The organism is Acidithiobacillus ferriphilus (genome assembly GCF_018854775.1).
Classification (GTDB): Bacteria; Pseudomonadota; Gammaproteobacteria; order Acidithiobacillales; family Acidithiobacillaceae; genus Acidithiobacillus; species Acidithiobacillus ferriphilus.
In genome coordinates, this window is sequence record NZ_JAAZTY010000091.1 from 1 (window position 1) to 12,512 (window position 12,512).

Consider the following 12,512-nt stretch of genomic DNA (forward strand, 5'->3'; position numbering starts at 1 on the left):
GCTTCAGCTCATCCCGCCACGCTGATTCATATGGTAGGGTTGTTTCTGCTGGATAAAGCAGATATTGACCGGGCCCGTCTCGAATTTGTATTCACCGGCAGCTATCAGGGCGTACTGAAAGCTATCTTGCAGGGGCGGGTCGATGTAGGTTTTTTGTTTGACGAAGTGTATGCCTCTGCGAGTGGCCTGATTCGTGATCGACTACGCATTATTGATCGTTCCAATGATGCTTTCGCTTTCCATGCCTTCTGTATTGGACCACGCTTGTTGTCGCAGCGGGAGCGGCTTGCTCAGGTGCTCTTCCAGATGGATCAGGAAGCGGGTGGGCAGGTACTGTTGCGGGATATCGGTTTTTCCGGCTTTGCGCCGGTGACCGGTGACGAGTTGTCTTGCCTGACCATGCTTGCCGATGAATACATCAGCGGCCACGAGGCCATCGATCTGCGTGCGACATCTTCTCTGGCTATCGATGACAGTGCCTTTGTGGCCGCCCGCGAGGACCCGGACAGCGGGACAACGTAGCGTGTCTGTGCTTACAATGCCCGCATGAGCTACCGTGACCTGCGAGCCTTCATGGCCGATCTTGAAAAACGCGATTTATTGCGCCGACTGAGCATGCCTGTCTCGCCTGCGCTGGAGATGACGGAGATTTGTGACCGTACCCTGCGCGCCGCAGGCCCTGCCATTTTGTTCACCCAGCCTGCGGGTTATGATATGCCCGTGCTGGGCAACCTCTTTGGCACGACGGAGCGGGTGGCACTGGGAATGGGGGGCGAATCGCTTGCTGACCTCCGGCAGATCGGTCAATTACTGGCTTATCTCAAGGAGCCTGACCCGCCCCGCGGCTTGCGCGACCTCTGGGAGAAATTACCTACCCTGCGTAAAATCCTCCACATGGCGCCGACGACCCTGAGTCGCCCGCCCTGTCAGGAAATTGTCCGGCACGGAGGCGCGGTCGACCTCGCTGTCCTTCCTGTGCAGACCTGCTGGCCCGAGGATGCGGCCCCGCTCATGACCTGGGGTCTGACCATCACCAAGGGGCCACACAAGCGGCGGGCCAACATGGGTATCTACCGGCAACAGGTCATCGGCCGTAACCGGGTGATCATGCGCTGGCTGGCGCACCGGGGGGGCGCTCAAGACCTGCGCGAATTTCAGAAAGTACACCCCGGCGAGCCATTCCCCGTTGCCGTGGCCTATGGGGCCGATCCGGCAATCATCCTGGCTGCGGTTATCCCCATCCCCGACACTATTTCTGAGCATCAGTTCGCCGGCCTGCTGCGCGGCGGACGTACGGAACTCGCCAATGCGCTGAGTGTCCCGCTGCAGGTGCCTGCGCGTGCGGAGATTGTGCTGGAAGGGCATATTTATCCCGATGACATGGCGGTGGAGGGGCCTTTCGGAGATCACACGGGCTACTACAACGAGACCGAGCGCTTTCCGGTGTTCACCGTAGAGACCATCAGTCACCGTGAAAACCCCACCTACCACAGCACTTACACCGGTCGACCGCCCGATGAGCCCGCCATACTCGGTGCCGCGCTCAACGAAGTTTTCGTACCCTTGCTACAAAAGCAGTTTCCGGAAATTGTCGATTTTTATTTGCCACCGGAGGGTTGCTCTTACCGCCTGGCCGTCGTCAGTATCCGTAAAGGTTATCCCGGTCACGCCAAAAGAATCATGTTCGGCGTCTGGGGCTTTTTGCGGCAGTTTATGTACACCAAGTTCATCATTGTGGTGGATGAAGACATCAATGTGCGCCGTTGGGAGGACGTAATCTGGGCGATGACCACCCGGATGGATCCGGTGCGTGACATCACCCTCATTGAAAATACGCCCATAGATTATCTCGACTTCGCTTCGCCGGTTGCCGGGCTGGGCGGTAAGCTGGGTATGGACGCCACCAACAAGTTGCCTGGAGAGACGGCCAGAGAATGGGGTCGTCCCATTCATATGCCTGACGGGCTACGCAAACGGGTAGATGACCTATTGGCAACGCTGGAGCGGCCGCTATTCTAAAACACGCACTGTGGGGGTGCGGGGTTCCTAAAATATGCATATGGGGTTATTCTTAATCACTGATGATGAACAGGTCGGTACTTCAGCGGTACTCTGGACAGAGAAAAAGGGCCTAGGTGTTGTCTTAAGCCCTTGTTTTTAAGTGGAGCGGGTGATGGGAATCGAACCCACGCCATGAGCTTGGGAAGCTCAGGTTCTACCATTGAACTACACCCGCACATGGTGAATTCTATGCGGATGTACCTAAAAAGGCAAGGTGACCGCAGACACTGCGATTTCCGGTAATTATAAACAAAGTCAATAAGATACTTAATAGACCAAGAGGCATTGATTATGGATCAGTTACCAACTCGGGAAGAGGATATTGAACAGGCCTCACGCTCCCTGAAAGCTATGGCGCACCCGCTGCGTCTCAAGGTTTTATGTGTATTGGGTTCAGAAGAAATGAGTGTGCAGGATATCGTAGCCGCTGTTGGTACCACCCAGAGCAACATCTCTCAGCACCTCGCTATTTTGCGTGAAAAAGATATCCTTCGCGCCCGTAAGGACGCCAATAAGGTCTATTACCGCGTGGGTGATCCCCGTACCCTGCGTTTGATCGCCATGATGAGTGATGTCTTTTGTCACATCCGGTAAGCACTGAAGGTCGGCTTCAGACGATGCGATTCAGGGGGTATTCCCGGTAAAATAAGGCTTGAATGCCCATCTATTGTATATAATAATAATCTTATTCTTTGGCCGGTCTTGCTGTGGCTTGGCAGGGGCTATTTCATGTAGCCGTATATGAAATCTCTGTCTCAGCTACAATGAGTTCATTCATCGCTGGATGGCATGAGCGCTTTGCAAGGTCGTCCAGTTCCTCAATTTTGTGTCGCCCGCTGCGGCGAGGGAAGACATGTCCCTGCGTTCTCACAAAAAAACATACTCCGTTTCGGTCGCTCTGCTGATGGGCGTCAGTGTCTCGCTACCAGTCGCCGCTCTGGATTTTAATCAGTGCCTTGATCTCGCCCTCAAACAAAATCCGCAGATGCTCCTGGCGCATGCCCGGCAGGCAGAAGCCAAAGGCGCCGTCTCTGCGGCGCGTGGTCACCTGCTCCCCAGGCTCGTGGCCTCTTTCTCCGCCAGCCAGTCGAACAACGCCCTGACCGTTTTTGGTATGAAGCTGTCGCAGCGACAAGCGACCTTCAGTGATTTTGGTGCGAACCAATTTAACCCTGATGCGCTGGGTGTGGCACCGACAGGGCTGAACCAACCGGGGAGTTACCACAATTTTGGTACCAGGGTGCAACTGGAGATTCCGATTTGGACTGGTGGGGCAACCTGGGGACGTTTGGATCAGGCGCGGGCCATGTTGGAGGCGGCCCAGAGTGGCGATGTCATGGCCCGCCAGAAGCTGATTTTTGCTGTTTTGCAGGCCTATGACCGTGTTATCGCCGCCAATGCCGGCATGGCGGTGGCGGATAAAGCCCGGCGGGCAGCCGCCTCTTACGTTAAGACCAGTCGCTCCCTGCTGACGCATGGGGTGCTGGTAAAAAGCGATCTGCTGTCTGCGGAAGTGTATTTGGAGAAAGCCGAAATGGCCGTCGAAAGCGCCCACAACGCCCAGGCCAATGCTCTGGACAACCTCGCCATGCTCGTGGGCTGGCCGGTAGGACAGGCCCTGACCGTGGGCGAGCCCGTCCAGCCCACACTGCCTGCGGCGCCTCTCGCCAGTCTACAGAGCGACGCGCTGACCCGGAACGCTGGTATCGTCGCCCTCCGTCACAAGGTCAGGGCGGCCCAGGGTGGCATTCGCGTCGCCCGTGCCGCTTATCTGCCCCACATCAACGCCATGGCCAATCAGGAATGGAATGGCAGCACTCCGGGCAACGCGGCACCGTCTTATACCATCGGCGGAGAAGTGACCTGGAATGCGCTGGACTTCGCGCGCGGGGGCGGGATGGATCGTGCCCGCGCGGAGCGCGAGCAGGCCGTGGCCGCGTTGCAGGAGGCGCAGGATAAATTGCGTTTGCGGGTGGCGCAGGTATGGCGGAGCGCCCGGGAAGCCGCGCTGCGCGTCAAAATGCGTGCACTCGCAGTTAGACAGATGGAGGAGGCGCAACGTCTGGTGCGTCTGCGTTACGAAAATGGTATAGAGACCGTGACCGGCTTGCTGCGCGGACAGGCAGAGCTGGATCAGGCGCGTGCCGAGCTCGTCTCTGCCCATTATGCGGAGGCGGTAGAACGCGGCGCCCTGTTGCTGGCCATCGGCAAGTTGAATCCCCAAGAAATCGTCAGTGTGAGTAATATGCCCGCCGCAGAAGGAGCCCCCCAATGAACACATGGAAGCGAACCGCGTTCATCGCTGCCCTGGCATGCTCTGCGACAAGCCTTGCGGCCTGCAGCAAATCGCCTCCTGATGCGCCACAAGTGCAGCGTAAAGTCGCGGCGCCGGTCGTGCAGATGGGGAGCCGGAGCATGGCCGCCTTTGCCCACGTTCCGGGTACGGTCACTGCCCATCAGCAGGTGCAACTCAGTTCCCGTCTGAGTGGTTATATCCGCGCCATGAGCGTGCGTGATGGACAGGCCGTAAAGGCGGGACAACTGCTCTTTGAGGTTGATCCAACGAATGTGCTGGGACAGGTGCAGCAGGCCCAGGCCGGTTTGGCCGAAGCCGAATCCGCGCTTACGGACGCCCGCTCCAATTATTATCGATTCAAGGCCTTATATGCGCAGCAGGCCATTCCCGAGAAGCAGTGGGATCAGGTGAAATCCACCTATGCCATGGCTCAGGCCCGTGTCGCTGCGGCGCGGGGGGGTGTCAGCACGGCGCAGTCGCAACTGCGTTATGCCCGGGTAAGGGCGCCTTTCTCCGGGATTATCACGCGCAAGTTCATGCAGAATGGGGATCTTGCATCGCCTGGCCAGCCCATTCTGGCCTTGGCGGATACCTCCCGATTGGAAGTCCAGTGTAGTGTTGGCGGGACCTTGTACCGCAGTCTCCACATCGGCCAGAAAATCGCTGTCATCGCCGACGGGAAAAGCATTTCCGCAACCGTTCTGGATCTGGTCGGAGCCGCAGACGCGATGACCCATACGCACATGGTCAAGCTCGGCTTGCCCGCAGACAGTACACTGCAGGCCGGTGATTACGTGCGCGTGGAAGTGCCGGTCACCCGGCGCCAAGCGATGGTGCTGCCAGTGGCCGCCTTGCTGGATCGGGCCGGTATTCCCGGTGTTTTCGTCGTGGATGCGCGAGGCATCGCGCGCTATCGCATGGTGCGGCCGGGGCAACGTACGCCGGAGGGCATGGAAATTCTTTCCGGTCTGAGTACGGGTGAGACGGTAGTCGTGGGTAACCTCGCCGCGGTGAATAATGGCGACCATATTGAGCCAGTCGGAATCACTCATGGCTGAACCAGGGCAGCGGCACAACTTGGCGGGGCGGCTTGCCCAGTCTTTTTACCAATCCAAGATCACTGTGCTGATCATGGTGGCCATCGCCCTGTTCGGGGCTTTGGCCATGCTCTTCACGCCGCGCCTGTATAATCCTGAGATCGTGGTACCCGCCGCCGAAATTTTCATCATGCGCCCCGGCTCTGACAGCGAGGAGATTCACCATCTGGTGATACGTCCGTTGGAAGCCCTGATGGCATCCCTGCCTGGCGTCCATCACACTTTTGGCTATGCCGTCAACGATATGGGCGTGGTCACCGTCGAGTTTCAGGTCGGTGCCAACGAAGAGAAGAGCCTGCTCGAAGTCTACAACCAACTTAGCCGGAATATGGACAAAATGCCTCCCGGTACGGCGCAGCCGTTGGTGAAATCCATAGGCGTCAATGACGTCCCGATGATGTCGGTGACCCTGAGCTCCAGTCAGTTGACGCCTTTGGAGTTGCGTCAGGTTGGCGTGCGCTTCATGGACCAGTTGCAGAGTGTGCCGGACGTGGCGAACGCCGAGGTGATCGGCGGGAGTCCTCTGGCTATCAATGTCTGGCTAAATCCGGCGAAGCTCTCCAGTGTCGGCCTGAGTCTGAAAAATATTGAGCAGGCGCTGAAGGGGAGTAATGTCATTCTCCCCGGCGGCAATCTGGTGCATAACAACCAAGAAATTCCGCTGCGCATCAATGGGGCGCTGGGCTCGGCACGGGGGGTTGGCGATCTCATTATCGGCGATCATGACGGACAACCGATATTGCTGAAAGAGGTGGCACGAGTCGTAGCAGGCGCCGCAGAAAACAATACCGTGACCAGTGATACCGCCGGGCGTGCCAACCGGATCGGCGTACCCGCGGGTAGCATCATGCCGGCAGTCACCATCACCCTCGCCAAGCGTCCGGGGGCCAATGCGGTGACCGTGGGGGATGCGATCAAGGCAAAGCTGGGGCGCCTGGAACGGGAGGCATTACCGCAGGGAGTGCATGTTTCCATCACCCGTGATTATGGCGCGCGCGCCGATGACGCCGTCAGCACCCTCTTCGAGCATCTGGGCATCGCTGTCGGAGTGGTCGCCATCATCCTGATGATTTTCCTCGGATGGCGGGAAGCGGGCATCGTGATTCTGACAGTGCCGCTGACTCTGGGCATCGTGCTGGGCACGGGCTGGCTGCTTGGGCAGACGATCAACCGGATTACTCTTTTTGCCCTGATTCTCTCGCTGGGGCTACTGGTGGACGGGGGTATTGTCGTCATTGAAAACATCCATCGCCACCTGCATGACTGCGGTAAGGATGGTTTTGCCCGCTGTATCATCAATGCCAGCAATGAGATTGGCAATCCGACGAATATCGCGACGTTGGCGGTCATCCTCGCCTTTGTGCCCATGGCTTTCGTGACGGGAATGATGGGACCCTTCATGTTGCCCATCCCCATTTTTGTGCCTATTGCGATGGTGGCATCGGTGCTGCTCGCTTATACGGTGGTGCCGTGGGGGGCTTACCGTTTCCTGGGCGGCAAAGCGGGCAGGCAGGCGGACAGTGAGGGCGGCGTGCATGCGGCGCGGCCGGATGCCCTGCAGCGGGGATACCTCCGGGTGTTCAAGCCGCTGCTGAAATTCCCGGGGCGGCGCAACCTCTTTTTCATCGTGGTTATGGTGCTGCTCCTGCTGGCGATGCTGATGCCGATGTGGCAGTTCATCCGCCCCCAAGGTATGAATGGACCCCTCAGTGCGCTTGGCGTCAATCTGAAGATGCTTCCAGAAGGCAATGTCAGCGACTTCATGATTCAGGTGGACACCCCTGCAGGGACCGCCCTGGATGAAACCGGGCGGGTTACCGAAGCGGTGAGCAATGTGCTCAGTCAGAATCGCTATATCGAAAACTTCCAGACCTATCTGGGGCGTTCGGCGCCGGTGGATTTCGCGGGTCTGGTGCGTGGTGACCTGATGCGCCAAGGCAGCAATTACGCGCAGATTCAGGTCAACCTGGTGCCGCGGGATGAGCGGCCCATGTCCCACACCGTTTCCGTGGAAGTCTATAAGGCACTGCGATCGGTCCGGGAACGTTTCCCGGGTAGTGTCATCAAGATGTTCGAGGTGCCGCCGGGGCCGCCGGTACGGGCTCAGGTGGTGGCCGAGATCTACGGGCCGGACTATAACAAACTGCGTCAGGTGGCGGGCACGGTCGAACAGGATTTCCGCAAAGACTATGACATGGTCAATGTGGATGACTCGGTGACGGCTACAGTGCCTGAGTATCTGCTGCATGTGGATCAGCAGAAGGCGATGCTCGCCGGTGTCGCGCCGGCGCAGGTGGCTGCTCTGGTGCATGACTATGTGGCAGGTACCAGGCTGGCTGCCCTGCATGTGAAAAATGCCCGCGAGCCGGTGGATATCATGCTTCGCGTGCCTCCAGCGGATCGTGCCTGGCGCCAACAGATCCTCGATTTGCAGGTGCAGAGCCGGAGCGGACAGCAGGTGCCCCTGGCGAGTATCGTGCAGATCGAGCGGACGACGCTGGCCAAGCCGATTTACGATCGTGATCAACATCCCGTGGTGTATGTGACTGGAGATCTCATGGGCTCCAGCCCGGTATATGCGGTGTTGTCGCTGAATCACTGGCTGGATGGCAAAACCATCGACGGTGTGCCTCTCAGCACGGGTAATCTGGGCTTTTCGCCAGCGCAGCCTGATGATGTCACCCATTACCAGATTCTTTGGGGCGGTGATATGCGCCTGACCCTCGATGTATTCCGCGATCTCGGCGCTGCTTTTATTATTGCTCTGGTATTTATCTATCTGATGCTGGTGGCCTATTACCAGTCTTTCGTGATGCCGGTGATCGTCATGGGCGCTATCCCCATGACGTTGATCGGGGTTTTTCCTGGGCACTGGCTGTTGAATACGCCGTTTAACGCCACTTCCATGATCGGGGTTATTGCGCTGGCGGGCGTCGTGGTGCGCAATTCCCTGTTACTGATTGACTTCATTATTGATTACCGGCGCCAAGGCTACCCACTGGAAGAGGCGGTGTTGCAGGCCGGTGCGGTGCGTTTCCGTCCCATTTTGCTGACCGCATTGGCCATCATGTTTGGCTCTGCCATCATGGTAACCGATCCGGTTTTTGGCGGGTTGGCTGTTTCCTTGATTTTTGGCACTTTCGCCTCCACACTGCTGACATTGATCGTGATTCCATTGCTCTATTTCCTCTGGGAACGGCGCTTGGAAAAACAGACACCAAGGAGTTTGATTGCAGATGAATACTGAACGTTGGGTACGCGTGATTGCCGGCTTTTTTGTGCTGGCAAGTGTGATGTTGGGCGCTCCGGTCAGCCCGATATTTGTGAGTGAGTGGTTCTTGGCATTTACCCTTTTTGTGGGTTTCAACCTGCTGCAAAGCGGCTTCACCTCCATTTGCCCGCTGGATCGCATCCTGCTGAAGCTTGGAGTGCCGGGTTCCGGAGGCTGCGGACGCTAAGCCATGGAACATAAAATTCTTTTCTTTATAGAGTCCCAATGGCCGTTGTTGATTGGTGCTGTGGCGCTGATCGTCATGATTTTCAAGGGACCGTTGACACGGAAGGTGGCGGGTATTCAGGAAGTGGATCCGGTCGCTGCGGTGCAGTTAATCAACCATGAAGATGCCGTAATCATTGATGTGCGCGAGCAGAATGAGTGGTCGCGGGGACATCTGCCCGGTGCCCGGCACATTCCGCTGGGTGATTTGCCCAAGTATATGCAAGACCTGGAGAAGCACCGCGGCCATCACGTTATCTGCCAGTGTGCGAGTGGTATGCGTTCGGCGCGTGCCGCAGCCAGCCTGAAAAAGGCTGGTTTTGACAAAATTTATAGCCTGAAAGGTGGAATCAGCGCCTGGCAGAGTGCCGGATTGCCAGTAGAGAAGTGATTATGAAGGGGGCGGCGGTGCGGATGTACGCGACTGGCGTTTGCCCTTATTGTCACAGGGCCGAAGCGCTTTTGCGCAGTAAAGGCGTCACCCCCGAGATTATTCGGGTGGACCGGGATCCTGCGCAACGCCAGACCATGCAAAAGCTCGCCCACGGGCGGCATACCGTCCCGCAGATATTTATCAACGGTCAGCATGTGGGTGGTTATGATGACATCGCCGCCCTGGATCGCCGCGGGGTCCTGGACTCCTTGCTGCAGGAAGAGGGCTGGGAGCGTAGATAGTACGGTTCAATGTAAAATCGGGGGAAAATATGACATCCGTTATATTGCTTTGTCCTGCCTGCGGCGCCGTCAATCGGGTGCCCAAAGAGCGTCTTGGGGAAAACCCCAGGTGTGGCAAATGCCACGCACTGATTTTTCCAGATCACCCCGTTAATCTCAGCGGTAGTCGTTTTTCCGAATATGTTCAGAAAAACGAATTACCGGTGCTGGTCGATTTCTGGGCCCCCTGGTGCGGGCCTTGCCGAACGATGGCGCCGCAGTTTGAACAGAGCAGTCGGGCGATGCGTGGGCGCGTGCTCTTCGCCAAGGTGAATACTGAAGATGAACAGCAAATTGGTGGCCGCTTTCAGATTCGTTCCATTCCCACCATGGTGCTTTTTAAGGCAGGGAAAGAACTGGCACGGGTTAGTGGCGCTATGGGTGCGGCAGAACTTCAGCGCTGGCTGGCGGGGCAGGGTGTCTGAGATTGTTGTCGGGTGCCCCAATATTCCTAAATTAAGTAGATAGTAGGGGGGGCGGTGGTCAGGAAATTCAGTGAGAGCTCCACGCGGCGGCAGTTCCTGCGACAAGCGGCGCTGGGTGGAGTCTTGCTGTATGGCTGGAATGTGGCCGCCGCCGGGCGACTCTGCGCGCTGCGGGTAGGCAGCCACCAACAGGGCGTGCGTTTGGTATTTGATCTGAATCAGCGTTTGACCGCTGCGCCGGTGATTCGCAGCGTGGGTGAAGTGCTGCATATTGAATTGCCGGGGATAGAACACGGGCTTGGTCGTCCCGCAGTGCCGACGCTGGGTCCCCTGCAAGGCGGTGCGGAGATGAATAAAAGCGCCACCGGGTTGGTGCTGCGTTTGCCTTTACGAGAAGCGGTGCGCTGGCGTAGTTTCTCTTTGGGCCCTGGTAGGGGTGCGTCATACCGCCTGGTGCTGGACTTGATGCCTGTCGCTGGAACTGCGGTGAAATCCCCTCGTGCGCATCCCGTGGGCAGAGCCGGCCGGCCCATTGTGGTCTGTCTCGATCCCGGTCATGGTGGCCATGATTCGGGCGCCATCGGCGCCAAAGGGACCCGTGAAAAAGATGTGGTGTTGGATGTCGGTTTGTCGCTGGCCCGACTGATCCGCAGCACCCCCGGAATGCGTCTGGTCATGACCCGTAATACGGATCGCTATGTGCCGCTCATGGCGCGCATGCATTTAGGTTTTGCTCAGCGTGCCGATCTCTTCGTCTCTATCCATGCCGATGCCTTTCCGGAACGTGCGGTGCGTGGCTCGACGGTATGGACGTTATCAGAAACAGGAGCGAGTAATGCGGCGGCACGCTGGCTGGCCAAAACGCAGAACGCCGTCGATCCTCTTCTTGGCGACATCCAGTCGGGTGTTCATGATCCCATGCTCAATGCAGTGCTTATCAATATGACCCAGACGGCGGCGATGAATTCGGCGGTAGCCGCAGCGGATGTCATGATTCGTGGACTGGCCGCAGTGGAGGATTTGCACAATGCCACCGTGCAACACGCCAATTTTGTGGTGCTGCGTGCCCCGAATGTGCCTTCCATGCTGGTGGAGACCGCTTTTATTTCTAATCCTGAAGAGGAACAACGCTTGCGCGATCCGGATTTCCGTCGGCTACTCGCGCGCACCATGCATGATGCCATTGTTGCCCATTTTGTGAAGGCGCCACCTGCGGATAGCGCCTGGTCGGTGACCCGGCATGTGTTGAGCAAAAAGGAAAATCTGGCGGATGTGGCGCAGCATTACGGACTGAGTGTAGAGGCCTTGCGTCTGGCCAATAATCTGCCACGCGGAGAGGGGCAGCCCGGAGAACCTCTCCGCGTTCCCATTACGGGAGCTTGAGTCACCATGGCGAGAGTTGGGGCGCTTATGTTATAACTGCTTGAGCGATATAGAGCGGAACGGTGATGAAACAAGATCTAGATGGTATGGTGCGAGATCAAACCCGCGTCGAGGAATGGATTAACGGCCTGCTGCATGGCGCTGGCGCAGTCGGCGCACTGTTGGTTTTCATGCTATGGATGGTTGGCGCGGGTCTCCACAGTACCCGTCTTGCGGTAGCCAGTATCAGTATATTTGTGGTCACCATTGTGATGCTGTACGGGGCTTCGACCATTTATCATATTCTGCCATCGGGGCGACTCAAAAAGGTCTTTCAGTTGGTGGACCGTTCCGCTATCTATCTTCTTATTGCAGGAACTTACACCCCGGTGACGCTGATGGTGCTCCATGACCCGTGGGGCTGGCTTCTGCTGGCACTGGAGTGGGGTCTGGCAGCGCTGGGCATTACCCTGCTGGCCGTGGGTGGGGCGCGTGCTCAATCGGTCTCTCTCTGGCTGTATCTCGTCATGGGCTGGCTGGCGATCCTTGCCGCAGTGCCGCTCTATAATTCTGCACCTGGCTGGTTTTTATGGTGGCTGGCTGGAGGCGGGCTGGCTTATACCGTGGGTGTCCTCTTTTTCCTGCTGGATCGCTGGAAATATTTTCACTCCATCTGGCACATTTTTGTCATCGCGGGTACCGCACTGCAATTCTGGGCGATTCTGCAGTACGCCGGCTGATTGTGCACCTGCTTATTCTTGCTTTTCTGACCAAAGTGCATATAATCGGCCCGCTTGCTCCCATCGTCTAGTGGTCTAGGACACTGGCCTCTCACGTCGGTAACAGGGGTTCGAACCCCCTTGGGAGCACCACTTTTTCTCTCTGATCGCCCCATTTTGAATGCGCTGAAAGCTGTCTATGCCAGTAGCGTGGCGGTGTGGGTGATTCTTGCCTTGCCAAGCCCGCCGTTGGGCAAGTACCATCCCTAGCAGAAAAGGCATGGGTTAAAGCGGGAGCTGGATCATGTTTCATGGCAGTATGGTAGCTTTGGTGACGCCCAT

12 protein-coding genes and 2 tRNA genes are annotated in these 12,512 nt (G+C 57.6%); 13 read left to right on the forward strand and 1 reads right to left on the reverse strand.

Annotation, left to right across the window (positions count from 1 at the left end):
- Both HF921_RS07045 and ubiD read left to right on the forward strand, forming a co-directional pair.
- A partial coding sequence (locus HF921_RS07045; RefSeq protein WP_215893573.1) for a PhnD/SsuA/transferrin family substrate-binding protein occupies positions 1–522 on the forward strand: 522 nt, incomplete at its 5' end.
- A gap of 24 nt (positions 523–546) precedes the next feature.
- Positions 547–2,019, forward strand: coding sequence for a 4-hydroxy-3-polyprenylbenzoate decarboxylase (gene ubiD / locus HF921_RS07050; protein WP_064220085.1), 1,473 nt, complete (start codon positions 547–549; stop codon positions 2,017–2,019).
- Between the two features lie 143 nt (positions 2,020–2,162).
- On the opposite strand, the gene HF921_RS07055 is transcribed toward ubiD, so the two are convergent.
- Positions 2,163–2,236: transfer RNA gene (locus HF921_RS07055), tRNA-Gly, on the reverse strand.
- A 116-nt stretch (positions 2,237–2,352) separates the two neighbouring features.
- On the opposite strand from HF921_RS07055, the gene HF921_RS07060 reads away from it, so the two are divergent.
- The 11 genes from HF921_RS07060 (at position 2,353) to HF921_RS07110 (ending at position 12,323) form a co-directional block, all read left to right on the forward strand.
- A complete protein-coding gene (locus HF921_RS07060; protein WP_014029765.1) occupies positions 2,353–2,655 on the forward strand; it encodes an ArsR/SmtB family transcription factor in 303 nt (100 codons plus the stop codon).
- Between the two features lie 259 nt (positions 2,656–2,914).
- On the forward strand, positions 2,915–4,336 hold the full coding sequence (locus HF921_RS07065) for a TolC family protein (RefSeq protein WP_064219730.1): 1,422 nt from the start codon (positions 2,915–2,917) through the stop codon (positions 4,334–4,336).
- Positions 4,333–5,415: an efflux RND transporter periplasmic adaptor subunit gene (locus tag HF921_RS07070; protein ID WP_215893574.1), complete on the forward strand. Its 1,083-nt coding sequence runs from the start codon at positions 4,333–4,335 to the stop codon at positions 5,413–5,415. The genes HF921_RS07065 and HF921_RS07070 overlap by 4 nt, the downstream gene beginning before the upstream one ends.
- Entirely contained in the window at positions 5,408–8,701 is a 3,294-nt protein-coding gene (locus HF921_RS07075) for an efflux RND transporter permease subunit (RefSeq protein WP_215892123.1), read from the forward strand. The genes HF921_RS07070 and HF921_RS07075 overlap by 8 nt, the downstream gene beginning before the upstream one ends.
- A complete protein-coding gene (locus tag HF921_RS07080) occupies positions 8,691–8,912 on the forward strand; it encodes a YgaP family membrane protein (RefSeq protein WP_064219727.1) in 222 nt (73 codons plus the stop codon). The genes HF921_RS07075 and HF921_RS07080 overlap by 11 nt, the downstream gene beginning before the upstream one ends.
- A 3-nt stretch (positions 8,913–8,915) precedes the next feature.
- Positions 8,916–9,341, forward strand: a complete 426-nt coding sequence (locus tag HF921_RS07085; protein WP_064219726.1) for a rhodanese-like domain-containing protein — start codon at positions 8,916–8,918, stop codon at positions 9,339–9,341.
- A 2-nt stretch (positions 9,342–9,343) separates the two neighbouring features.
- Entirely contained in the window at positions 9,344–9,625 is a 282-nt protein-coding gene (gene grxC / locus HF921_RS07090) for a glutaredoxin 3 (protein WP_196762945.1), read from the forward strand.
- A 29-nt stretch (positions 9,626–9,654) separates the two neighbouring features.
- Positions 9,655–10,089, forward strand: a complete 435-nt coding sequence (gene trxC, locus HF921_RS07095) for a thioredoxin TrxC (RefSeq protein WP_064219725.1) — start codon at positions 9,655–9,657, stop codon at positions 10,087–10,089.
- A gap of 54 nt (positions 10,090–10,143) precedes the next feature.
- Positions 10,144–11,472, forward strand: a complete 1,329-nt coding sequence (locus tag HF921_RS07100; RefSeq protein ID WP_064219724.1) for an N-acetylmuramoyl-L-alanine amidase — start codon at positions 10,144–10,146, stop codon at positions 11,470–11,472.
- A gap of 65 nt (positions 11,473–11,537) precedes the next feature.
- A complete protein-coding gene (trhA, locus tag HF921_RS07105; RefSeq protein ID WP_081258144.1) occupies positions 11,538–12,191 on the forward strand; it encodes a PAQR family membrane homeostasis protein TrhA in 654 nt (217 codons plus the stop codon).
- Positions 12,192–12,247: 56 nt separating this feature from the next.
- Positions 12,248–12,323, forward strand: a tRNA-Glu gene (locus HF921_RS07110).
- Positions 12,324–12,512 lie beyond the last annotated feature (189 nt).